The following is a 22,467-nucleotide window of genomic DNA, read 5'->3' on the forward strand; positions in this document are numbered from 1 at the left end:
CCCTACGTCTTTCGACTAGTCGTTGCACGTTCCTTAATTAAAAGGCTTCGCTCAGTATTGTCTCATTCGAGAGTTTCACTGAATTAAAGGAGTTTTTCATTGTATGTCACCATACAAGGGAACTATAATCTAATTCCATGTTCCTGTTTCAACCCCAGCTGCCATGATTGCTTGGACCTCTTCAGCGTTGTAGCCTGCTCGCGTCAGCTGACCACCATATTCAGCGATAATATCTAATTGTTCTGGTGGGAAGCCCATTTTTAGTAATGCATCAGCCATCCCAAGAGCGCCCTCTTGGGAAATCCCTAATTCATTTCCTATTTCATTTGTTTCTTGAATTAATTCAGTGAAATCTATACCTGCATATGCTTTAGAAATAACAGCTGCGCTTTTTACAAATGAAGCATTTGCTTCATCACTAACATTTTTATTTAAAGCCCATTGTCTTCTTACACCTTCAAGCGATTCTTCAGCATCTAATCCATATGCTGAAATGCCTCTTACTGCTTCCTCTACTGATTTCTTTGAGGACTCAGGAACATCGAAAGAGATATCAATCTTCGTTTGTAGCTTTGACATGTCCATTGCTTTTTCAATAGCCGTTGCAATTCCGCCACCAGCTGCTAATCCACCGATAACATTTTCTAATCCAACTTTTAGACCTTCAAACTTCTTCTCAGTTCTTCCAGCTTCTTGTTGTAAATCTCTCAGTTCATTTCGTACTTGCTGAATTGAATTACCAGCATCTACAGATCGTAGCGCTCGCTGTAATTTCTCTATATCTGTTTCTGCTCCTAATGCTTCGCGGCCAATAATTCCAATCGCTTGCTCTAACTGACGACTTGTAGCTGTTCCATTTCGAATTGCATTCACAAGACGATTCCCTAATGCTCCTGCAAAATCATCAACGCTTTTTCCTGTAGCTCTAAACAATGTTTCCAATTGCCTTGTAGAACTCGCTACATTCTCTTGTTCAGCTTTCATGTTTCCTAGTTTATTTTTAAGACCATTAAGTGACCCTTCTGTAAATTCAATCTCACGCCTGAATGCACGATACTGTTCTTCAGAAATTTTACCGTTTTGGAATTGAGCTTGTACTTGTTGCTCCGCTGCTTTCAATTTATCTAGCTTTTGCGTTGTATTTTCAATCTGTTGCGTAAGTAACTGTTGTTTTTGCGCTAATGCTTCCACATTACCAGGATCAAACTTTAACAACCTTTCAACATCTTTAAGTTCTTTAGTTAAATCATTACTTCTTTTATTTACATCTTTTAAAGCGTTTTGAAGTCCTGTGGTTTCTCCGGCAATTTCAATCGTAATCCCTTTAATTCTTCCTGCCATTTTCTCACCCCTCGTATACTATTTTTTAATCGCCCTTTCAAGCGAAGATTTAGCGTCATATTTTCTTGGACGCCTGAGGATATTCCTAGATAATGAAACTAAGGATCATTTGGGACAATTCCTTCACCCCTTGTAGGTATAACTACAAAGAAAGACTGTTTCCCAGTGTCCGCTTTATGCTTCCTACTCACAGGCTGTTCCCCTTGTATCAAACCTAGCTGTTAGTAGCGCTAGGGCGGCTTTTGAAACAAGGACAAAGTTCTAATACACGAGGATGTTGGTCAGCGGGTCACACTAGGGATATCCCCGGGCGTCCAAGGAGAACATTTCTAATGATTCTAAACGAAAGGAGGAGTTTCCCTATGAAATTATTTGTCGGTTTAGATGTGAGTTCTCAAGATGCAAAAGTTTGTTTTTTAAATGGTGACGGAGATCGTTTACAAGCTTTTACCATTACAAATGATTTACCTGGAGCAATAACCTTAAAAGAAAAGATACTAGACACAGCCTCCAGGTCTACCTGTAAAACGATTAAAATTGGACTAGAATCTACATCCATTTATAGCTATCACCCAGCTATGTTTCTTCACAATGACAAAGAGTTAAGAACCTACGGTTCTCAAGTGTTCATGATTAACCCAAAACAAATTGCAAACTTTAAAAAAAGCTATTCAGAGATGGATAAAACAGATGCCATAGATGCATTTGTCATTGCAGATTATGTTCGTTTTGGGCGTCATACGATGTCCATTGTAAAGGAAGAGCAATATATTGCCTTACAACAACTAACTCGTTCTCGATATCAACTCGTACACGCTCTAACAAAAGAAAAACAACACTTTCTTCAACACTTAAGTATGAAATGTAGTCAATTTAGTCAAGATGTTAACTCTTCGGTATTTGGAAATGCCATGATGGAATTATTTTTAGAACAATTCAGTTTAGAGGATCTCATACAAATGCCTTTACAAGAACTAGCTCTTTTCCTTCAGGGAAAAGGAAGAAACCGTTTTGGGAATCCTGAGGAAGTAGCCAAATCCATTCAAAAGGCTGTCAAGGGATCCTATCGTCTAAGTAAAGTCGTAGAAGATTCTATTGATCTTCTGCTTAGTACTTCCATCCGGATTATGCGTACCTATCAAACTCAAATTAAAGAGATTGAAAAAGGCATAGAAAGTTTAATGTCTACCTTGCCTCAGACACTTGAAAGCATTCCAGGTATCGGTCCTGTATTCGCAGCGGGTATTGTCGCTGAGATTGGCCAGATTGAACGATTTACAGATGAAACCAAGATAGCCAAATACGCAGGACTATTTTGGAAAAAATATCAATCCGGTCGCTTTACTGCTGAAAACACATCCCTATCTCGAGCAGGAAATCAATATTTACGTTATTACTTAGTTGAAGCCGCCAACTCTGTAAGACGTAATGTCCCTGAATATCGTGATTACTACGCAAAAAAAGCAGCAGAAGTGCCTAAGCATAAACACAAAAGAGCTCTCGTATTAACCGCAAGAAAATTAGTACGTTTGGTGGATGCGCTACTACGCAACAACCAAATTTACGCGTTCGGAAGGAGCGCTGATAGATGATGTCTAGCGACATTCTTCCTTCTCATTGAATTCCATTAATTTACATATAATTAATGGTCTAGTTTCGTAATGCCTTTTTTAAGTAAAAATGATTCACTGAACTCTTGACTCTTCAAAAGCGTTACTTGACATTACACCACAGGTCTTTCTTAGAATGAATCGAAGTCTTTTTGACCTGCTTTTCTAACTTTTTCTTTATCTGGATTCTCTAACTCAGCGAATTCAGCAATGTAATCAAAGCAATCACCAACGGTCATTTCTTCTAAATCACCTTGTGTTAAATTTGCTTTATAACAAAGAGCAAGAAACAATTCAGTGGTAAATTCTTCATCACTGAATGTCCCTTGCTCTCCATTGTTTTTCTTTATTTTTTTTTTGCTCCCATAGTGAGCTGAACTAATTCCATTACCTCTGGCATAATTTCTTCAATTGGGAATTCTTCAAATTCATCCAGCCATGTCATAGGATCAGGAATATTCGGATCAGCCGTTTTAGCGTATAACCAAGTTAAGTCATAAATAAGTTCAAAATCCACATTGCTTAAATCAACATTAGACATATCAATTGGCTGTTGTGAGCCACCTGGTGAAGTTACTGCACTAATTGCCCCTAATCCCATCAAATCAGCAAATAAATTCCGTCTGAATTGTGCTTTATATCGCTTAACTGTTGCTGCTGTAGCTTTTAATCTGACTTTTTTTCCGTCTATTGTAATTGTCTTTTCCATTCACTTACGCCCCTTTTGGTACTGCAGGTAACTTTGTATACACTTTTTTGTACCAATTATCATAGATTTCTTGTTTTGATTTAGTTGTAGTTTTCGTTTTAACCATACGTTTTCCGTTAATATCAATAGGGCTTGATACAAATTTAAGTTCATTTGTGTTAGGTTCTGCTGAATTTGTTTTCGTTTTAGATGCAATTGTTGGACGACTTGCTGCGCAGTTAAACATAACATGTCGAGTCGCTCGTACATCGCCATCGAATTCAAACAATAAAGCAAATGGTTTTCCTTTTGCGTCAGCTAATTCATTTAATACACCATCTTCTGTGTCTAATTCTTCTCCCAATGCATCAACTGCAAATTGCTCTGGAATTGTCGCGATGGATAGCGTACCGTCATAACCTTGGTTATTGCTTGCTGCATAGTACAGCATGTCATCCGCGTAGAATTCAATTAGATCTCCTCGTGGATCACAGGTTAATTCAACCGCACCTGGTAATCGGATTGGTGTACTGAATGTAACTACACCATCTTTAATTTCATAGAGTGCATAGTGGACATTTTTCAGACCGAAAGCTACTTTATTTTCTGGCATTCACATCAACCTCGTTTCGTATATTTTTTGATACATTTTTTCAGATTCAATAAAAGTCCCGTACGAATCATAAGGAATCTCATGATCGTCTAGGACTTTTTCAAGTTTTGCTTCTGCAACTAAATCTTTTTTATTTGTGTAAAGTTCAATATTTGCATCGTCTATCTTGTAATACACCTTATTATCAGCCATTAAATTTGCTGATCCATCAACAAGGATACAAATATAAGGTGGCACTGGTACTGGCTTTCCTGGCGTTGCTATGAAATGCGAATAAGCCACAGGATAACCTGTAGCTTCAAGGATTTTTATTAACTCACCTAATGTCATTATTCAAGCGCCCTTTCAATACGCCTTGGTAACTCATCAATTACATATTGTTCAACTGGAAGGATATGAACTTGTGCAGGTACACGGCCACCACCGACTTTCGCATGTCCATTTTCTAAAAGATGCGTTAATTGTCCTTGTGAATTGTGGACGACAACACCATTACCTTCTTTTTTCTTACGCCATCCTTTACGATATGCCCCTGTTTTTTTAGGACTACCTTGCTTTAATTTTTCTACAGCAACATCAGCAACCTCTTCTTGTGCTGTCAACAATTCTTCTTCCACAACATTTGCATATCTTTGTAATTCTCTAGCAAGATCACTCGCAAAATCATTCATATCAAGTATGCTCCTTTGCGATAATAGTCAATGTTTGATACATTTCATCATCATTCATTGGCGGTTCGATAATATCAAAGATACGACCTTTCATATTGATTCGCATTTCTTCTGTAATATCAGAAGTATAAGGAATCACAAAACGATAAACTCGTGTAGCTTGTGAAGCCGAAGCTTCAATGTACTCGGAACCTTTCACCGTTTTTATCATTGACCAGGCTTTCTTTAATTCTTGCCAAGATGTTTCGATTACTTGGTTTAATTCATCTTTTATTACTACAGGTTGTTCAATGCTAATTCGATTCCTGAAATCACCTGTATTTAATGGTTTTTTATACTGAAAAGGACGCATATTAATCACCGTCCAACTTAATTTCTTCTAAAGCTTTTCCAATGCTTAAACTATTAATCTGGCTTAAAAAGTTCTTATCGAAATACTCTAAGGCATCGTTATAAACATAACGAGAACGTTCAAAGACTAATTCCTTGAACACCTCGTCAATATTAAAATTGTAATTACCACAAACCCTAGTTAAATCTTCATTGGATGCAAATAGGATGCGTCTCAGGTTGTCATCTTCATCATCACCTAATCGCATCCTATCTTTGAATTGCTGTAATATTTCATTTGAAATTACCTTATCCATTCACATCATTCCTTATTTAGCTGCTGGTGGAGTTGGTGGTGTAAAAGAAATTTTTAAATCATAAACAAGAGCCGCTTTATTATCTTTTGGTTTACCATTAGCAAACTGTTTGATTGTATAAAGCGTAGCATCTTCAATCGCTAATGTTTGGTCAAACTTTTTAAGTTTGTATCCACCTGCTATTGCTGCGATATATTGTCCTTTCACAAAGAATAACGCTTTTCCAACTGGAACTTCTTCAGATTCAACAGTTTGAATGTTATAAGGTAATGCCATTACCCATTGGCCATTAGCAGTTTGAATTGTGTTACGTGCTTGTACACCAATTGCATCTACAGGATTGACAACCATCACAATTTTATTTAACACTTTACGAGATTTTCCTTTTCCATCAACAGATAAAGCTTTTACTACTTCATAAAGCTCACCAGCAATTACTTCACCATTTTCAGAAGGAGCAAATGTTAATGTGCCGGATGATTTTTTATCAGTAACTGCGCCTGTAGTTGCATTTACATCTTTCATTAAACCTACTGGTTGATGCGCTACTAATCCGCCACCATTTACAAAGCCAAACTCTAAACCAACAGAATAACTTTCTACTAATAATGTTCGAACGTAACGCTCAACCCATACTGGACCTAATTCAAGCATGTCATTTGGAACAGCGCTAAATGCAGTTAATTTAAGTTGTCCAATTTGTTCTTCTCTAAAGGCTGCATTTATTTGTCCTCTAATATCACCGAATAATTCTCCCCATGCATACGCTTTTGTTGCGTCAGAATAAATAAACTTCGTTACTGCTCCTAAATCTTGCATTCCAATTGCTTCAAGTAATGGATGTTCAGTTACTAAATCTTCAAATACACGTTCTTGTGTAGTATATGGAAGAATTGAATCATCCTTAAATCCCCCATCTTGTACAACTGCATTAAAGAATTTACGTTCTTCAGACGTTAAAACGTTTTGTCCACGTGACGTCAAAATTTGAGCGTCTTGCGCTTCGATACGTGCTTGCGCTGAAATTTTTTCTGATAAATCCGTTACAAGAGTATCAAACATATCATCAAATGCTGCAGATAAATCCTCCATTTTTGTATCTTCCGCTTTCACCAGATTCATATATGCTTGTTTTTTCGCTTCAAAGTTTTCCATTGTACCTTTAATTTTCATAACCATAATTGTTTCCTCCTAATTTTTGAGAATTAAAAAAACCTTTTCCGTTTTTGATTGCCCTCCACTTGTAAATGTGGTGGTTCTGGATTAGGTTTATTTGATAAATTCATATTTTGTTGTAAGTTATTCGTTACCCTATTAATAATCTGTTCCAACTGTTCATCAGTAATACCACTATCACTTTCTCGATTATCAAATTCTACTTTGTCAGCAAAACCTTCTTGTACTGCTTGTTCAGCAGTAAACCACGTTTCAGCTTCTAATAAATCTGTAATCTCTTCACGACTTTTACCTGTTTTTTGCTGATAAATTGAAACTATCGACTCATCATACGCTTCGAGTGCATTCAATGTTTTTTGAATATCCTGCTTGTTTCCATAAGCTATTGTTGACGCTTCATGAATCATCATTCGTGAGCCTGTGCGCATGACAATCTCGTCAGCAGCCATTGCAATAATCGATGCAGCAGAAGCTGCTAGTGATGTAACTTCCACAATGACTTTTTTATCTAAGTCCTTTAAGTAATTATAAATCTCAACACCTTGATCGGCATCGCCACCACCACTGTTTAATTTAATTTTAACTGTAGATGCTCTAACTTCTTTCAAAGCGCTTCTTACACTTTCAGCACTAATAGCATCGTACCACCAACTGCTACTACCGATATAACCTGATAACACCATTTCGTGCTCATCATTTTCTGGATTAACTGCATTAGAAAACTGATAAGGAATATGTTGTATTTTATTTTTCATTCTTATCACCTCCTCGTATATTAATATTTAAGCCCTATTACAGGCTTAGATTTTCTTCTTAATAAGAGCCCTATAAATAAAAATACTTGGACGTCTCAAGATATTTCTAGATAATGATTGTAGGATCATTTGGGACAATTCTTTCACCTCCTGTGGATTTACCACATTTGAAGAGTGTTTCTCAGTGAACGTGCGGGACTCCCTACTCGCAGGCTGAGCAGCCTGCCCCTCGAACCTAGATGATAGTAGCTCTAGGGCGGCTTTCGATTCAGGACTAGCTCTCATACACGAGGTTGTTGGTCGGCGTACACACTAGAGATATCTCGAGACGTCCAAGAAATGATTCTAATATAGAAGGGAGGTCTCTTACATGAGATTATTTGTTGGTTTAGATGTAAGTTCGTTTGATATGAAAGTTTGCTTTTTAAATGGTGATGGAGAAAAACTGGATTCTTTTTCGGTCAGTAATGACCTACCAGGAGCTACTACACTCAAAGAAAAATTATTACAGTGTGTTGCAGGGAAAGAGGTCGACATCCTTAAGATTGGCCTAGAATCCACCTCTGTTTACAGCTTTCATCCTTCTATGTTTCTTCACCATGATATAGATTTACAGCGTTTTGGAGCAAAAGTATTTCTCCTAAACCCAAAGCAAGTCGCAAATTTTAAGAAAAGCTATTCTGACATGAATAAAACCGATGAGATTGATGCCTATGTCATTGCTGATTACTTACGATTTGGCCGCAATCAAATGTCTATCGTAAAAGAAAGCCAGTACGTGGCACTGCAGCAATTAACTCGATCACGATACCAACTTGTCAAAATGTTAACGAAAGAAAAACAACACTTTCTTCAACACCTAAGTTTTAAATGTAATACATTTTCACAAGAGGTGGATACTTCCGTATTTGGTAGCGCCATGACAGAACTATTTCTTGAAAAATTCAGCTTAGAGGAACTAGCTAATATGCCTTTAGAAGAACTCGCTGAGTTCCTACAGGAAAAAAGTCGAAACCGTTTTGGTGATCCAAAATGCGTAGCAGCATCCATTCAAAAAGCTGTGAAAGCTTCTTATCGCTTGGATAAGGTTGTAGAAGATTCAATAGATGTCATCTTAGGTACATCCATCGCAGTCATTCGTACGTTTCAACAGCAAATCAAGGAATTAGAAAAGTCTATTAAAAAAATCATGGCTGGTTTGACCCAAACACTTGAATCTATTCCTGGAGTAGGTCCTGTTTTCGCTGCCGGTATCATTGCTGAAATTGGCCAAATCGAAAGATTTGACGATGAAACAAAAATAGCCAAATACGCTGGATTATACTGGCGAAAGCACCAATCTGGTCGTTTTACAGCTGAAGATACTTCATTATCCCGTACAGGTAATCATTACTTGCGTTATTACTTAGTTGAAGCCGCCAATTCAGTAAGAAAGCATGTATCAGATTATCAAGAGTATTACGTGAAAAAATATAATGAAGTACCAAAACATCAACACAAACGTGCACTCGTTCTAACCGCAAGAAAATTTGTGCGATTGGTGGATGCGCTACTACGTAGCCACCAACTTTTTACGCCTGGAAGGTGTGTGAAAGAATGACATAAATTTTTGTCATCGCTACCTTTCATTATTTTCCAGTAAATTACATTCGTTACTGGTTTAGTTTCGTGATGCCTTTTTTAAACAAATTGACCTTTGGCAACTTTAAACTTTGTTATTTCTCAGTTGACATACTACCGCAGGTCTTCAATTGAATTTGCAGATTGATAATTCTTCGTAATTACAAATTCGTCTAGTTCTGGATTATTAGAGCGTTCAGCACCAAACAACTTCCTCACCTGTTATGAAGTGACCTTTGTCAATAGTTTTTCACCCATAATATTTTTCTTGATGGCATACAAAAGCTTCAGAAATAAGATCTATCGACAGTTAACCACTCTGTTATTCGTGGATTGGTTACCTCAGGTTAATGGTTCGTCGTTAGGCTCTTATAATCTCACTGCGTGGATCACACCTTTTCAAATTCTAATAAATAGCTTGTTTATCAGAATTTCAGCCATGCCAGAAGAGGTGAGTCATAGATAGCCAGACCTGTAATTCACTATCTCTGAAGCTCATCTATGCCATCAATTGATACCTTTGGTTTCTAACTATGAATGAATCAATCAACTTCATATCCTTCCCTCTTTATTTTCGGTGAATTTTACCTGTTTCTAATCCCCATATAAAACACCCCAGTTCTCTTGCGATAGCTGTAACGGCAACATTTCTAGGTTTCCCTTGATATATCATGCGATAATATTTTCTTTGTAACCTTTCTACAGCCTGATCCGCATAAGCAATCACTTCGCTTCGTTGCCCTTTTTGTCTTGCTTTCACTCGCTTCGATTTTAATCCGATTGTTCCTTTTACCAACGCATTTGCACATTCTACAAGAGTAGACCTAACGGTCGAATTTCCTTGTTTTGTAATCGAACGTCGACTGATTTTTTCTCCACTTGAGCTTTCGCTTGGTGTCAATCCTACATAAGCCATAAATGCTTTAGCCGTGGGAAAACGAGTGAAGTCTGCAATTTCCACATGAACAGTCATTGCCGATGTTGTATCTATACCTTTTAAGCATCTTAAATTTGCGATTGGTTCTTCGTACCTTTCACGATGAGATAATTCTTCTAATCTCAGACTGAACCGCTCAATTTTATCGACTAGAACATCATACTGTAATAGGTATTCGCCTAACGTTTCTTTGAATAATCCTTGTAGATCAAGATTCTTTAACCATTTCATATAAGCGATTGTCCAGCTTGATTTCCCTTCATACACATAGCCATGCCTTAAAAGGAATGCTTTTATCTGTTGTTTTATTTTTTTCAAAGATGTTTTAAAATCACCTAACATGCGGATATACTCTTTCACGGCAACATCCTCTTCTTCTGGAACATATACTTCTTTATAGGTGCCATTTGCTAAATTAAGAGCAATCATTTTGGCATCGAATTTATCATTTTTAACCATTTTATTTTTTGATGAACTGTACATTGTTGTGGGAGCTAAAATATCACAATCAATTCCATTTTGTTCAAGAAGATTATGAAGTGAATACCCTAAACAACCAGCCTCATATCCAGCTTTAATTTTTATATCTTCACCATATTTTGTTTTCAGTTTCTCAACGAATTTTTTTACGAGAGATACATTTGAAGCACATCGTGCTTCTCTTACAATTTCCCCAGTTGTTCCGTGTAGTGCACATAAGCTAAAACTTTCCTTGTGGACATCCATCCCAATATAGATTATATTTTCCATAGTGGCCTCCTATTATCATAGGGTATAACCCCATTCATAATGTTTTCATTCATTATTATGGGTTAAAATCCCTGACTTGATAATCTAGGAGGTCGCTTCATATTATCTCATTTCTAGTGAATGCACCACTTGCTACTAATTTATCAACAGCTTCAGCATGATCTATAATATCTTTCTCTTTCACACCAGTTACTTCAATTTTTTCTCCTAATAGGAAATTCTTTTTTTCAATTAATTTCGCATTTAATTCATCTTCAATCTTTTTAATTAGAGGACTAATACAGAACTTTATATAGGCTTTAATTGATGTTTCGTAGTCTCCCATATCACCACGAACTAATGCCGTAGGAATACCTAAAATATTAGCCACATGATCTATTAAATCTTTTTTTAATTTTGATAGTTCCTCTACAGACCTTCCATTATTTGAACCATCGGCAATTTCCGTATAGTTAAAACCTTTTATTTTTGGAACGATTGCAAAAGCGTTTTTCCGAAACGCCCCAAACAATTTATCCATAAAGCTTTGTAATTTAGTAAGGTTTTCCCCCTCCAAATTCTGTGCGGATTCCATCTCGGCAGTTGCACGTATTTGATTAGAAAACATATTTGTCTCAATCATACGACTAAAAAGTTGAGTGTAATCCTTGAATATTCCACTCATAAATTTTGTCAATTCTTCATTGTTATAAGTAATGTAAATAACCTCGTCCATTTGAAATGACCTTTGGAATGTATAATCCTTTACGGTTACATTTTTAAACACATCAGGATATACTGCATATTCAACACGATCAAAATGATCAGCAATGAGTAAATCATTTTGATCTGTAAGAATTGCCAACACTTCATTATCAAGAATCAATTTATACACAAAATCTTGCCAAAAATCAGCTGCGCTTTGATCTGTATTGGGCCTAATATTCAATAAATAATGCCAATCATTATATTGACGTGTATCCTTTTTCATCATCCGAAATTCAGACAACGAAACGGTTCGAGCAATAAAATTAATACAAGTTTCTAATGCTACCTTTTTTAAATACGCTCTTTGATTCGTTTCAATACCAAAGAAATCAAAATCATTTAGCATCATATTAATCTCTTTATTTTTACCAAGTACATCCGACAACCAACTCATATTTCCCCTTCACCCCCTTCTTAGAAGTTCAATGCATTCAGCAAGTCTAGCGCTGCACCAACATCTGTTTCTCTTACCTCATCCGCTCGATACATAGCATGTACAAATGCCTGGAATCCATCTGTTTTTCTGCGAACTGGTTCTTTCTTCTCATACATTTTATTTCCATCTTTTTTAATAACAACGAGTACATTATTGGTATACCAACGCATTATTGGATTATCACCAAATACAATTTGGCGATGTGCAAATGCAACTTCAATTCTAGGAGCAAGCAAACCATGAATAGCTCTCGGATTTCTAATTACTTCAACTTCAAATCCAGCATCCTCAAAAAGTGTTCTTAGTAAGTCCGCACGATAATTATCCATTATGATTTTTTTGATATCATAATAATTTCGCATTTCAACGAACCAAGCAACGATGGTATGCGGATCAATTGTTTCTCCTTCCACAACTGTCAGAAGGCCTTGCTCTTCCCATTCTCTAATTGGTGCAAACTTTTTCTTACCTGCAATTTCAGCATCATGCTTTTTGGAATAACTATAATATTTATCAACGAATTCCTTTCTAGCATACGAATGAGATTTCCATAAATAATCACCCTTACTTCTAAAAAGTAATCCACATGCTGCGAAATCACGAATACTTGCATAATCAAGTGCGCCGATACATTCATGACCTTGTAAATCTGGCAATTCGCGATTAGTTGCCGCAATCTCTTCCCATTTTGCAACTGACCTTTCTAAATCTGTAACAGGTAAATTCATTCGTTTTGTCATGAATTCTTCTCTATTACTTGGGTCATCTTCTAAATCTTCGTATTCTTCTTTTATAGTTTCAAGTAACCCCTCAGCATATTCGCTCAATGGTTTAGATAACATAGGATTAGCAAGTTCCCAATTATCAATATCATCCACTTCGTTTTCATCATTCAATTTACAGATAAAAGGAAAGACAGCATTCGGACGTGCTTCACCGTTCAATACCTTCATTGCCTTTTCTTTTTGCTTATCTAAGAAACCGTCACGAACATATCCATCTGTACCAATGTAAAATTCACGTGGGTTTTTCTTTTTCCCTAAACCACTGATATGAACACGGACATCTTTATTACTTTCGTATTGATGTATTTCATCAAATACTACAGCACCATCACGCAAACCATCTTTTGTATCACCGTTTGAAGTCCTAAACTTCAGTACACTTTCAGTAGCCTTTGAAACCGTTTGAGTTAACGTTGTTTTAAAGGCCCTCTTCAAGACCTCATTCTTCTTCACACATTTATGAACTTCATCAGGGCTTGTTTTCGCCTGTTCTTCACTATTCGCAACAACTGAAATGTTATACTCTGGAATGCCATGTAATTCACTAATTAAAAAATGAATAATAACAGAAATCAGACCATTTTTACCGCCGCCACGCCCTAACATCCATAGGAATTTACGATAAAATACACGTCCATTTTTCTTATAAAACAAAAAGACGAATGCTATTAAGAATTTTTGAAATGGTTGCATCGGAAAATACCACTTCTCACCGAAGTTAATACAATCCTCAATCATTTCATCATCAAAATACAAATCGTCTCTATTTAGAACGTATTTTTCTAGATATCCAATTAACAGTTCTCTTTCTTTATTGAACTTCACTTTCCCACTTCGATAAAGTTCAATATATTCTTCTACATATTTTTGCTTAATCATGTAAGATCACTTTTGTTATATCCTGTATCAGGGATAGTATTCTTAACAACAAACTTTATATCTCTCCCTAACGCAATTAAAGAACTGTTAATTTTATTCCTCTCACTTATAAGAGGGTGGGCCTTAACGAAAACTTGGGTTCCATTTTTGATTGTTACAGATTCCCCTTCTTTAGTTATCGTTTTATTAATTTTTCGAAATGCTTTAACTAGATCAATATAACGTTCCACCTTTTCAACTTCAACTAAATCTGTCGTATCAATACTATTCATTAACTGTTCCTTTAACCTTACAATACTAACAGCCATCTACCCACCCCCCTTACGCGCGTATTTTCGAAAAAAACCTGACAGTTAACCCCCTCCTCCGGTGCCCCTTAGACGAAAAAAAGCCCATTTCTTGAACCGGGGGGTGTTATTACCGAATCATTTTTATCATTTTTACCACTTTTCATCGTTTTCCCATTTGTTTACCTTTTTAACAAACACTCTACCGTGTTCTTTATTATGGCAATCCACACAGACTGTTTCTAAATTATCTATTTCTAATGCAAGTTCTGGATGATGTTCCAGTTCTTTTCTATGATGGACAACAAGCTGTATCTTCTTACGCTTTGCTCTCTCGCTGTATTCATTGGTGTCCACACAAACACTACCATTGCGCTTACACTCTTGGCATTCATAGTTGTCACGCTTCTTTACTTGTTCACGTAACCTCTTCCACTCACCACTGTCATAAAATTTACGCTTCTGTTGTTTGGTTTTATATTCTTTCATCCCTTATTTACCTTTCCCTTTACATTTGCAAAAGGTCATCTTTATAATTTTATGTTTGTATACTTCTTGTTATAGTAAAAGTACCCTAACATTCCGAACACCTATTATGGTTATAACGGATTTTTTCTTACCCTTTCTTTGCACAGCTACTTGTCTCCACAGATGATGTAGCTGTGTATTTTTTCGTCTATACTGACTTATCATTTTTTACTCTTGGAAAAGGTCATTTTTAACATTCTCTGTATCTTTATTTCCTGTTATAGTAAACATGAGTTAAACCTCTCTTGCTGTCTAGGCTCAATCATAGTTGGATCCTTTATGTATCTCTACCCTTAGCACAGTTGCTTATCGTCCACAAATGATGATGCAGCTGTGCTTTTCATTTGTTTCTATTCCTTTACAAATTCATCCACGGTTTTATCTAACAAACTAACCATCGCTTCTCTTCTTTGCTTTGGTGTTGTATTATCTTCCAACTCATTAAAGATTGGAATTGCATGTTCTAATTTCTGTTTATCGATACGCTCATTCACAAGGTCCTGTCCTAACATTGAAATGAATGTGCCGATGATCACGGCTTGTTCTTGTTTTGTTTGTTTCATCTATTCATTCCTCCACAAAAAAAAACACCCAAATGGATGTTTTTTTAAATTACTCTATTATCCGACTTGGTCTTCGAGTCCGAACAGAAGACACTTGTTGCACAGAAACAATCTGTTCTGGATTAATTAAAATATCATTAAAACGTATCAAACCTTCCCTAAAACTTCCATCTGGAGCAACTACTTTATCTAAAAATTTTTCCAAACTCATTTGAAAAATATGTACTTTTCCATTCACAAGTCCAACATGGGTCGTAACTATTTTATCCATTCCACTCTCTCCTCACCCTACATAAACGCCCCTAAAGAGACCATTATGTTTTTCAGTACCCGTTCACCCCCACACAGCCAGATTATGTATCATACAAAAGTTTGGCTGAGTTTTTTCATGCGAATAAGAAAAAAATTCTATCTCTTTTTATCCTTTGAATGTTTCTGGCTCCACTCTGCTAATCCACCTAACGACTTCACCTTTCCCCTCCATATCCATACACCCATCTTTCTTTTTAAACGATAAAAAAAAGAAGGCCTACATTGTATGTATTTTTCTTTATCTCTTTTCAACAACTCTTCCATGGTTGAACGCATGACATATTCTTTTGAATAGGGCACAAAACATTTCCCAAACATTTTATAATACTCAAAACGCTCTGTATAAATCCCTAATTCCTCATATACTTTTAGATGTTCCTGATAAACACAATCATCCACAGAACATAGCTGTAACCTATCAATTTTCTTTTGTAAATCTGTATTTGTAGTATCCATTTTTTCACGCCTTCCTCACTGTTTTCCACTACAAGAACATCCTAATAAATGTTTATACCACATTTATATGCTTAATTTTGGTACATAACACCATTTTTAATCGTATTGATAAAAAAAGAGAGCAATCAATGACATGACTGCTCTTACATAATTTATTTAGAGAGAAAGGTCTTTGGAAAAAGCGCTATTAATAGGTGTTGTCCTATACTTCATTGTATGCTTATCCTTAGAAAAAAGTTCTAGACACTGCATTTTTTGGTTGTAAAAACCATTTTTCTACGCATACTACAAATGGTTGGAAAACAAACCCTCCAAACGGTTTATTTCAGGCCCTCAACTTGGTAAACAATTACACTTATATCTAAACTGTTTTCCTCCAACATTTCTTTCAGAAGGTTGAAGAATGCCCAGAATCCCTTACATCTACTATAGCTTACCCACATTTGTATATTCTGGCATTCTTCATTCCTTCACCCTAAAAACATACGCCTCCATTATGGATATAGCGCCTCTTTCAAACGCCAAGTATATATGTAACTTGCCCACATTACACATACCTATCTCCATCTTGGCGCCTGAAAGAAGAGCAACCGCTCTCCCGTTACTACCATAATCATTCAATTGACGACTATGGTTGCTGGTTGCGGCTCTTCCTGTTACAATGGTTGCCCGCGAAAGCCTGTAGACATATTATAGTAGGAAACAGTTTCCGCTATTTCTTACCTTCTTTAAGATATCATATAGTCCCCTCATTAACCTACATTTTTTGTCCTTTGACAAATGTCATTTTCTGCATCCACTAAGATGCCTAACATGTTAAAATGCATGTATCCTAATTAAATTTCTGCGAAGGCATAACTTCCTTGCCTTCCAACCCATTACAGCCACATGACTTTTACATAAGTCATGTGGCTCTTTTTTATAGAACCTTTATGCAAGATAGTCGCTCTTACGTAAAATTCTATGCTATTACTATAATTCATTTTTTCAATAGATACCATGTGTAAAACTTACTGTAAGAAAAGTGTAAGTTCCTCAGCCAGCTTTATCCTTCTAGAAATTTCAGCATGCTTTTGATATACATAACTACTACTATAGCCTAATTCTCTAGCTATAGATTCTAATGTTTTTCGTTGCACATACTTACCAAATAAAATTTTATTTTCTAACCCTTCAAACTTGCTAATTAATAGTTTGAGGTCATACTGATCGTTCATCTTATTCGCTAACTCATATTCTATAACCGCTATGTGTTCTTCTATTTTCGCACCATCTGAATCCGCAGTTAACTTATACTTTGATAAATCACCAACACTCCAACGCATTAATTCTTTTTTACTTCTATGCAATTTATTTTCTAAATAAATGATTTCATCTTCCAACTTTTTATAATCTTTAAACCATTCAAACAAGGGTTGGCTCACCTGCTTCCTCTTTCACCACGTAAACTTATTTCTTCATGTTACGTTTATTTAACTGTTTTCTTAAATGTCCATAACTCACATTAAACTTTTTAGCAATTTCAATATATTTCATTCCATGTTCTTTAAGTTTAATGGTCTCTTCACAAATTTTATTCCATTCGTCTTCTGTTCTTTGTATGGATGTTTTAACAAAAACTTTACCTCCCAAAACAACCCCTATTTCATTCAATCTCTTCCCTACTTCACACTTTGTCCAGCAATACACAAAATCACGAGAACATGTATTGTCACACTGACGGCAATGGTTATCTGTTAACCCTAGTATTTCCATCCTCGCTTCTTTTGGACTCATATAGTAACCATTCCTAACTTATCTACATGATATAAATAATCAACAGGTGCTCTATTCGTTTGTGGTACTATATACGCTCTTTTCTCAAATTCCTCTCTTGGAATAGACTTTCTTCCTCCGTCATACAGCATAGCTTCATAGTATTCTGCTACTACAGAAACAGGAACAAAATAAATAACCTGATCCGTTCTGAATTCTATTAAAAAGAAACAAAGTGCTCCCTGTTCTTGTGTATCCTTTAAATAGTCAATCTGGTGCCTACTTATATTATCTAACGGGAAGCTCGTGGTTTTCCAGTAGATTTCGCTTCAAAATAAACAGCCCTTCCTTTATACACACCGTCATAATCTACTGTAGATTTACTTTCCCACGCACTTTTAGTTATATTCCCTTTCTTATCAGTCTGTATCACTTTTATTGGTGTAGGGCGCTTATTAAATACTCCTACATTCGCTGCTTTATACATACGGCATGTATTGTTTAATAAAAGTTCAAATGACATTCCTCTATTAGCGTAACCCATGATACTCCCTCTCTTTCCACTACAATAATTATTTTGTATAAATATCTAGACTCCTATATTTCAAGAAGTCCAGATTGAATTATTTACTTAACTTGAACCAACGGATTAGCTTCTCCACTCACTTGTGGTAACTTACCATCCCATTTTTCTAAATTCTTTTTCTATCGCTCCATTCATTTCCCCTTGATGTTGGAATACCTCAAGAACTGAATCGTTAGAGAAAACGTTTCATGTCGCTTTCTTAAGTCGAGTCTGCAACCACCCGTTCTCAATCACATCTGGAGCTTGTCCTTTGAACTTGTTATAAACAACACCTGCATGTCCCCTGGTCAATCACCCTTACGCTCATTGCAGTTAAAATTCCACCTGTTAAAAGACTACATCCTACTACTGCTGCACCTACAATTTTCTTTGTATTCATTTTATTTTTCCTCCTTGAACATGTTTTTAATTTTTAATACTACGTTTCCAATACACTCAAAAACTCCTAATTTACCTGCTACAATCCATAAAAATGACAACACCATGATAAACACTACAATTCCTACAAATAACGAGAACATTGCATCACGCCTTTCTCTTTAGCTTCACAGCAATCCAGCGTGGTATTTTTGTATATTTTAAGAGTGCAAACATGGTAGTTTCCGTATCCCCATTCACAAATGACCAACAAACTCTTCCCATCATTCTGTCCCAATTAAATGTTGGATCAAGTTTTTCGTTGTATGATCATAACGTTTTGTTCTCTTTAATAGTTATATTTCCCATACCTTTCCTAGCTTTTTTAAACCATTTGTAATCTTTATCGTTACCCTTACATGCATATAAACCATATTGAGTGCCTCTTGCATATCGCATTTTAAATGTGTATCCCCTTATCCTTTATTTGAGATTGAGCAAACTATTTATTCACTTGCTTTATCCAACCATATCTTCAGCGAAAAATAGCATTTCTAAATTATCTATTGCAACCTCATATATTTGATGCGAGTTCATAATTTGTACAGTTGCTCTATCATCTATTACGTGTAAAACACGAGATGCATACACATCATCCGTTACAACATCACCAGAACGATACTCGTTCGGCTTACGTCCTTTTTGAGCAAATACACGTCTTACACTTTCTGCGTTGATTTCCTCAACTGTGGCATATCTACATGTATTCGCATGATTATAGCCCCAATCACCATGTATTGCTCCTTCGCATCCCCATAACTCTACTTTGTCGTTAAAAGTATCCTTAATCACTCGTTTCACTTGTGTAATAACTTTGTTATCCTTCCATTCGCATACAACCCATTGACCAGTAGCTACATTCTTTTCATCAATTTGTAAATTCATTCCCTATCTCTCCTCGTACAAGATTTATGAATTCAAACTAATTCGCTATATAAGTTAACTTCCTGCGCTTCATTCTTTCTTCTCTTGATGGAATTACCATTGTTAGTTAAGTTCTTGAATTTCTTTTAACGATCTATTCGAAACTTCAATACTACGAATCTTAAAACTATAATTCTTACGATATTTTTCACGGATTTTTAATCCTGCATCTTCTTTCGTTTCAGCTTCACAAAATTCTAATTTGAATCCTGATTCTGTAACAATATCCACCATGTATGTATCTATTAGTGGCTCATAAATAAAATCATGATCTATTGTGATTTGTTCAGTCATTTGATTCACCTTCTATTGGTGAAAGCGTAATAATCATTTGTTGATCTAACACATTCCCTATCACAGCATTCATCCATAGATTAGGATTCATTTTTCTCATTAAAAATTCGATGATTGTAATTAACTCTTCGGTAGATAAGTAAACAAATTTACCTAATGACTCTTGATTGAACTTGCCACCTCGTTTTTCAATCGTTAGAGCTACTTCATTATCAATCACGTATCTTTTTGCAGTTACTAAATCAAATTGACGGACTTTCTCGCGGCCGAATCCTTTTATTAATTCCTTTAGCACGTCATAAATGAAACGAAAATCTAACACTTTTACTTTCTGTTCAAGCTGCTCTCTACACTGCTTGCATAAAGTCCTTTCCAAACCAGAAATATATATTTTACTCATATCAGACTCAGGAAAAGGATTTTCGCATTTATAACACTCTTCTCCAATTACATCTTCAAATGGATTTAACATGTAAATTCCTCCTATGATTTATATTTGTTTAGCACTTCTTGCAATCTCTCACGCTCTTCATCAATAGATTGCGAGTTTTGCTTTTCAATTTCTTTTTTAGTTGGCCCAACATCTTCACATAACCAATCTGGAACAATTTCTTTTCTATTTGAACGACCTGGTCCCGAACCATTCAATCGTTTGTTCTTACTCATTTCAAAGCGCCTATCTAATGTAGCAACATCATCTAGTGTTTTTACTTTTTGTTTTTCCCAGCTTTTCAAAATGGCCTTAATATAATTCCATTTTGGTTTATTTTCATCAATGGCTTTGTGAGCAGCATGTTTAATTAATTCGCTACCAAATGAATCACAAAACTCTCCTAATTCCGTAATGGCCATTTCACTTAATGGAATGCCTTCATTTTTTAAAAAGTTATAACTGACCTTAAATTCTTCATCGACTAATACATGTGATTTAGATTCTTTATTATCATCATGATAATAATTAGTATTTTGTATATTAGTATTTAATTTATTAGTACTTGGTATATTAGTATTTAGTAGCTCGGGATTTTCCACCAGTGGGTTTTCCATCGGTGGCTCTTCCACTGGTGGAAAACCCACCAATGGCTCGACTTGTGGAACTTCATGAATTACCGTTTCCCAACTGACAATTTTATTTTTATCGTTTCTAATTGGAATACGTTGTAAATATCCGTATTCTTTCAACTCTTTCATTCCACTTCTTAAACTATCAAGACCATCTTTCGCATGCGTAGCTAGCTCTTCTCTATAAAATACCCAATCATCCGGAAGTGTAAGGATATACGCTAAAATACCTTTTGCTTTCCATGAAAGCCTTTCATCTCTTAAACCGGTATTATTTACGACAGAATAATTTTTGTTCTTTTCTACTCTTACAATTCCCATATTCCCTACCTCTCCTATTTCCAAAATATTGATTAATTGATATAATACGTATTAATTCTTTTATTTCAGGACCCGTTGCAGCGGGTTCTTCTCTTATGCATTCTTGCGAATTCTTTCAACTACTTCTTTTCTGCCACCCACCTTTTCTAGATGATCTGCTACACGAAAAACCTCTGTTCTTTCTGCTTCACGATCACTTTTCTGTTTCTTAAAATACATAGCTGATAACTGTTTTGATATCTCTAAATCTTTTATACTTTGCTTCTGATAAGCGTTATGCAATTCAAGATACAAAGTTTTATTACTTTCCTTATTTGCCTGGTTCATTTGTTTATATAACAGATGTAGATTTTGTATACACTCTCTACGCTCCTCTTCTAATTCCACAGCCTTTTCTAGATGTTCCGGAAGAACTCGGCTTTCTATTCCCATCATTTAAAGCCTCCCTTTCTAAGCGATCACTTTCATCAAACTTTCGTTCAATGAAAGTACCACCTTTATAAACTCCATACGCAAGTATCACTATCCCTAATCCGAAGATACAGACATTCGTTGTACTTTCTACTGTTGTAATATCCATTAAGCTAAAACAAACACCTTTTTAGACTCAATTTCTTGCGCCAATGCTACGTTTAAATACTCTTTAATGTTATTCATCGCTTCTAGCTTCCAAGCCCCACCATCGGCTTCAAACAAACCACAACGTGCACCTTCACGCATTCTGAACACAAACTTACTTTCGGGTTGTTCCACTTCAACAAATGTTCTATATGGGCTTAATTGCACTGGATTTGGTACTTTCGCATTCCCTCTACTAGCAACGCCTGTTTTCACCGTTACAACTTGTGATACACCATCATCTCCAATTTCCTTTACATCTTCTTCTACAACGGTACCAACTACCTGTAAAACAATGTCGCGATGATTGTTTTGTACAAAACCTGATTGCAATGCAATATTAAATTCTTCTCTGTCATAAAAGCTTCCAAAATTAAAACGTGGAATGGATGCTTGTGCTTCGATATAAGTACTTCTAGCCTTATCTCCATTAACCGCAGTAAAGCATCTTACCGTTGTTGGGTTTACAATATGAATCATTACAGCTTCTGTTGTGTCAAATTCTGATTTCACGTAACCTACTAAACCAGATAAACTACGAACAGTAATCTCTGCTGGTGTTGGTTCTTGCACAAGATGTAATCGTTGTGTTGAATAAGTTTGTTCCCCGATTTTATGTGTTTCAATCGTTCCAATCTCTAATACTTTTTCAATTGCTTCTCTTGTCATAGTCATTTTTATTTCCCCTT

At 35.8% G+C, this 22,467-nt stretch carries 26 protein-coding genes and 3 pseudogenes; 2 read left to right on the forward strand and 27 right to left on the reverse strand.

The window, feature by feature from the left end; translation table 11 throughout:
• Positions 1–132 precede the first annotated feature (132 nt).
• Positions 133–1,341, reverse strand: a pseudogene (locus MHH55_RS16445) (hypothetical protein); the annotation flags it as partial.
• A 362-nt stretch (positions 1,342–1,703) separates the two neighbouring features.
• On the opposite strand from MHH55_RS16445, the gene MHH55_RS16450 reads away from it, so the two are divergent.
• The gene (locus tag MHH55_RS16450; protein ID WP_078186481.1) at positions 1,704–2,933 is read left to right on the forward strand and encodes an IS110 family transposase; all 1,230 of its coding nucleotides are present in this window, start codon (positions 1,704–1,706) and stop codon (positions 2,931–2,933) included.
• 364 nt (positions 2,934–3,297) lie between these two features.
• Here MHH55_RS16450 and MHH55_RS16455 read toward each other — a convergent pair whose 3' ends face one another.
• The 8 genes from MHH55_RS16455 to MHH55_RS16490 are packed head-to-tail and all read right to left on the reverse strand — an operon-like array spanning position 3,298 to position 7,501.
• Positions 3,298–3,660 (reverse strand): hypothetical protein, encoded by a 363-nt coding sequence (locus tag MHH55_RS16455; protein WP_069355651.1) that lies wholly within the window; start codon positions 3,658–3,660, stop codon positions 3,298–3,300.
• 4 nt (positions 3,661–3,664) lie between these two features.
• Positions 3,665–4,252 (reverse strand): major tail protein, encoded by a 588-nt coding sequence (locus tag MHH55_RS16460; RefSeq protein ID WP_053564359.1) that lies wholly within the window; start codon positions 4,250–4,252, stop codon positions 3,665–3,667.
• Positions 4,253–4,582: a hypothetical protein gene (locus MHH55_RS16465; RefSeq protein WP_069355649.1), complete on the reverse strand. Its 330-nt coding sequence runs from the start codon at positions 4,580–4,582 to the stop codon at positions 4,253–4,255.
• Positions 4,582–4,923 carry an HK97 gp10 family phage protein gene (locus MHH55_RS16470; protein WP_078186480.1) on the reverse strand — a complete coding sequence of 114 codons (342 nt, stop codon included), beginning with the start codon at positions 4,921–4,923 and terminating at the stop codon, positions 4,582–4,584. Before MHH55_RS16470 ends, MHH55_RS16465 begins: the two co-directional genes overlap by 1 nt.
• Position 4,924: 1 nt before the next feature.
• A complete protein-coding gene (locus tag MHH55_RS16475; protein WP_078186479.1) occupies positions 4,925–5,275 on the reverse strand; it encodes a phage head closure protein in 351 nt (116 codons plus the stop codon).
• A 1-nt stretch (position 5,276) separates the two neighbouring features.
• Positions 5,277–5,570: a hypothetical protein gene (locus MHH55_RS16480; RefSeq protein WP_078186478.1), complete on the reverse strand. Its 294-nt coding sequence runs from the start codon at positions 5,568–5,570 to the stop codon at positions 5,277–5,279.
• Between the two features lie 12 nt (positions 5,571–5,582).
• Positions 5,583–6,743 carry a phage major capsid protein gene (locus tag MHH55_RS16485; protein WP_445661834.1) on the reverse strand — a complete coding sequence of 387 codons (1,161 nt, stop codon included), beginning with the start codon at positions 6,741–6,743 and terminating at the stop codon, positions 5,583–5,585.
• A gap of 32 nt (positions 6,744–6,775) precedes the next feature.
• Positions 6,776–7,501 carry a head maturation protease, ClpP-related gene (locus MHH55_RS16490; protein WP_000791073.1) on the reverse strand — a complete coding sequence of 242 codons (726 nt, stop codon included), beginning with the start codon at positions 7,499–7,501 and terminating at the stop codon, positions 6,776–6,778.
• Between the two features lie 370 nt (positions 7,502–7,871).
• On the opposite strand from MHH55_RS16490, the gene MHH55_RS16495 reads away from it, so the two are divergent.
• Positions 7,872–9,101, forward strand: a complete 1,230-nt coding sequence (locus tag MHH55_RS16495; protein ID WP_340880302.1) for an IS110 family transposase — start codon at positions 7,872–7,874, stop codon at positions 9,099–9,101.
• Between the two features lie 588 nt (positions 9,102–9,689).
• Here the strand turns inward: MHH55_RS16495 and MHH55_RS16500 are convergent.
• The 18 genes and pseudogenes from MHH55_RS16500 to MHH55_RS16585 form a co-directional block, all read right to left on the reverse strand.
• The gene (locus MHH55_RS16500; protein ID WP_340880263.1) at positions 9,690–10,808 is read right to left on the reverse strand and encodes an IS110 family transposase; all 1,119 of its coding nucleotides are present in this window, start codon (positions 10,806–10,808) and stop codon (positions 9,690–9,692) included.
• Positions 10,809–10,905: 97 nt separating this feature from the next.
• Positions 10,906–11,949, reverse strand: a complete 1,044-nt coding sequence (locus tag MHH55_RS16505) for a phage portal protein (protein ID WP_254849822.1) — start codon at positions 11,947–11,949, stop codon at positions 10,906–10,908.
• 20 nt (positions 11,950–11,969) lie between these two features.
• Entirely contained in the window at positions 11,970–13,655 is a 1,686-nt protein-coding gene (locus MHH55_RS16510) for a terminase large subunit domain-containing protein (RefSeq protein WP_016125622.1), read from the reverse strand.
• Positions 13,652–13,963 (reverse strand): P27 family phage terminase small subunit, encoded by a 312-nt coding sequence (locus MHH55_RS16515; protein WP_016125621.1) that lies wholly within the window; start codon positions 13,961–13,963, stop codon positions 13,652–13,654. Before MHH55_RS16515 ends, MHH55_RS16510 begins: the two co-directional genes overlap by 4 nt.
• A gap of 132 nt (positions 13,964–14,095) precedes the next feature.
• Positions 14,096–14,431 carry an HNH endonuclease gene (locus tag MHH55_RS16520; RefSeq protein WP_078186311.1) on the reverse strand — a complete coding sequence of 112 codons (336 nt, stop codon included), beginning with the start codon at positions 14,429–14,431 and terminating at the stop codon, positions 14,096–14,098.
• 389 nt (positions 14,432–14,820) lie between these two features.
• Positions 14,821–15,033, reverse strand: a complete 213-nt coding sequence (locus MHH55_RS16525; RefSeq protein WP_078186312.1) for a hypothetical protein — start codon at positions 15,031–15,033, stop codon at positions 14,821–14,823.
• Positions 15,034–15,082: 49 nt separating this feature from the next.
• Entirely contained in the window at positions 15,083–15,304 is a 222-nt protein-coding gene (locus tag MHH55_RS16530) for a hypothetical protein (protein ID WP_078186313.1), read from the reverse strand.
• 137 nt (positions 15,305–15,441) lie between these two features.
• Positions 15,442–15,801, reverse strand: a complete 360-nt coding sequence (locus MHH55_RS16535) for a hypothetical protein (protein WP_078186314.1) — start codon at positions 15,799–15,801, stop codon at positions 15,442–15,444.
• 1,010 nt (positions 15,802–16,811) lie between these two features.
• Complete coding sequence (locus MHH55_RS16540) at positions 16,812–17,213, reverse strand: hypothetical protein (protein ID WP_078186315.1); 402 nt, start codon at positions 17,211–17,213, stop codon at positions 16,812–16,814.
• A 37-nt stretch (positions 17,214–17,250) separates the two neighbouring features.
• A complete protein-coding gene (locus tag MHH55_RS16545) occupies positions 17,251–17,577 on the reverse strand; it encodes a hypothetical protein (protein ID WP_078186316.1) in 327 nt (108 codons plus the stop codon).
• Positions 17,574–18,100: pseudogene (locus MHH55_RS16550) on the reverse strand (Holliday junction resolvase RecU). The gene MHH55_RS16545 and the pseudogene MHH55_RS16550 overlap by 4 nt, the downstream one beginning before the upstream one ends.
• A gap of 144 nt (positions 18,101–18,244) precedes the next feature.
• Positions 18,245–18,521, reverse strand: a pseudogene (locus MHH55_RS16555) (prohibitin family protein); the annotation flags it as partial.
• 497 nt (positions 18,522–19,018) lie between these two features.
• A complete protein-coding gene (locus MHH55_RS16560; RefSeq protein ID WP_078186317.1) occupies positions 19,019–19,444 on the reverse strand; it encodes a hypothetical protein in 426 nt (141 codons plus the stop codon).
• 102 nt (positions 19,445–19,546) lie between these two features.
• A complete protein-coding gene (locus MHH55_RS16565; protein WP_078186318.1) occupies positions 19,547–19,777 on the reverse strand; it encodes a hypothetical protein in 231 nt (76 codons plus the stop codon).
• Positions 19,770–20,249 (reverse strand): hypothetical protein, encoded by a 480-nt coding sequence (locus MHH55_RS16570; RefSeq protein WP_078186319.1) that lies wholly within the window; start codon positions 20,247–20,249, stop codon positions 19,770–19,772. The genes MHH55_RS16565 and MHH55_RS16570 overlap by 8 nt, the downstream gene beginning before the upstream one ends.
• An 11-nt stretch (positions 20,250–20,260) precedes the next feature.
• Positions 20,261–21,160, reverse strand: coding sequence for a DnaD domain protein (locus MHH55_RS16575; RefSeq protein ID WP_078186320.1), 900 nt, complete (start codon positions 21,158–21,160; stop codon positions 20,261–20,263).
• 93 nt (positions 21,161–21,253) lie between these two features.
• Positions 21,254–21,595, reverse strand: a complete 342-nt coding sequence (locus MHH55_RS16580) for a hypothetical protein (RefSeq protein ID WP_078186321.1) — start codon at positions 21,593–21,595, stop codon at positions 21,254–21,256.
• Positions 21,596–21,739: 144 nt separating this feature from the next.
• A complete protein-coding gene (locus MHH55_RS16585; RefSeq protein WP_078186323.1) occupies positions 21,740–22,453 on the reverse strand; it encodes a hypothetical protein in 714 nt (237 codons plus the stop codon).
• Positions 22,454–22,467 lie beyond the last annotated feature (14 nt).

The organism is Bacillus sp. FSL K6-2944, from assembly GCF_038005385.1.
In the GTDB taxonomy this organism is placed as follows: domain Bacteria; phylum Bacillota; class Bacilli; order Bacillales; family Bacillaceae_G; genus Bacillus_A; species Bacillus_A cereus.

Bases quoted from the DNA above. Each gene is read 5' to 3' on its own strand.
- MHH55_RS16450 (WP_078186481.1), top strand. From the start codon at position 1,704: ATGAAATTATTTGTCGGTTTAGATGTGAGTTCTCAAGATGCAAAAGTT.
- MHH55_RS16455 (WP_069355651.1), bottom strand. From the start codon at position 3,660: ATGGAAAAGACAATTACAATAGACGGAAAAAAAGTCAGATTAAAAGCT.
- MHH55_RS16460 (WP_053564359.1), bottom strand. From the start codon at position 4,252: ATGCCAGAAAATAAAGTAGCTTTCGGTCTGAAAAATGTCCACTATGCA.
- MHH55_RS16465 (WP_069355649.1), bottom strand. From the start codon at position 4,582: ATGACATTAGGTGAGTTAATAAAAATCCTTGAAGCTACAGGTTATCCT.
- MHH55_RS16470 (WP_078186480.1), bottom strand. From the start codon at position 4,923: ATGAATGATTTTGCGAGTGATCTTGCTAGAGAATTACAAAGATATGCA.
- MHH55_RS16475 (WP_078186479.1), bottom strand. From the start codon at position 5,275: ATGCGTCCTTTTCAGTATAAAAAACCATTAAATACAGGTGATTTCAGG.
- MHH55_RS16480 (WP_078186478.1), bottom strand. From the start codon at position 5,570: ATGGATAAGGTAATTTCAAATGAAATATTACAGCAATTCAAAGATAGG.
- MHH55_RS16485 (WP_445661834.1), bottom strand. From the start codon at position 6,743: ATGAAAATTAAAGGTACAATGGAAAACTTTGAAGCGAAAAAACAAGCA.
- MHH55_RS16490 (WP_000791073.1), bottom strand. From the start codon at position 7,501: ATGAAAAATAAAATACAACATATTCCTTATCAGTTTTCTAATGCAGTT.
- MHH55_RS16495 (WP_340880302.1), top strand. From the start codon at position 7,872: ATGAGATTATTTGTTGGTTTAGATGTAAGTTCGTTTGATATGAAAGTT.
- MHH55_RS16500 (WP_340880263.1), bottom strand. From the start codon at position 10,808: ATGGAAAATATAATCTATATTGGGATGGATGTCCACAAGGAAAGTTTT.
- MHH55_RS16505 (WP_254849822.1), bottom strand. From the start codon at position 11,949: ATGAGTTGGTTGTCGGATGTACTTGGTAAAAATAAAGAGATTAATATG.
- MHH55_RS16510 (WP_016125622.1), bottom strand. From the start codon at position 13,655: ATGATTAAGCAAAAATATGTAGAAGAATATATTGAACTTTATCGAAGT.
- MHH55_RS16515 (WP_016125621.1), bottom strand. From the start codon at position 13,963: ATGGCTGTTAGTATTGTAAGGTTAAAGGAACAGTTAATGAATAGTATT.
- MHH55_RS16520 (WP_078186311.1), bottom strand. From the start codon at position 14,431: ATGAAAGAATATAAAACCAAACAACAGAAGCGTAAATTTTATGACAGT.
- MHH55_RS16525 (WP_078186312.1), bottom strand. From the start codon at position 15,033: ATGAAACAAACAAAACAAGAACAAGCCGTGATCATCGGCACATTCATT.
- MHH55_RS16530 (WP_078186313.1), bottom strand. From the start codon at position 15,304: ATGGATAAAATAGTTACGACCCATGTTGGACTTGTGAATGGAAAAGTA.
- MHH55_RS16535 (WP_078186314.1), bottom strand. From the start codon at position 15,801: ATGGATACTACAAATACAGATTTACAAAAGAAAATTGATAGGTTACAG.
- MHH55_RS16545 (WP_078186316.1), bottom strand. From the start codon at position 17,577: ATGAGTCCAAAAGAAGCGAGGATGGAAATACTAGGGTTAACAGATAAC.
- MHH55_RS16560 (WP_078186317.1), bottom strand. From the start codon at position 19,444: ATGAATTTACAAATTGATGAAAAGAATGTAGCTACTGGTCAATGGGTT.
- MHH55_RS16565 (WP_078186318.1), bottom strand. From the start codon at position 19,777: ATGACTGAACAAATCACAATAGATCATGATTTTATTTATGAGCCACTA.
- MHH55_RS16570 (WP_078186319.1), bottom strand. From the start codon at position 20,249: ATGTTAAATCCATTTGAAGATGTAATTGGAGAAGAGTGTTATAAATGC.
- MHH55_RS16575 (WP_078186320.1), bottom strand. From the start codon at position 21,160: ATGGGAATTGTAAGAGTAGAAAAGAACAAAAATTATTCTGTCGTAAAT.
- MHH55_RS16580 (WP_078186321.1), bottom strand. From the start codon at position 21,595: ATGATGGGAATAGAAAGCCGAGTTCTTCCGGAACATCTAGAAAAGGCT.
- MHH55_RS16585 (WP_078186323.1), bottom strand. From the start codon at position 22,453: ATGACTATGACAAGAGAAGCAATTGAAAAAGTATTAGAGATTGGAACG.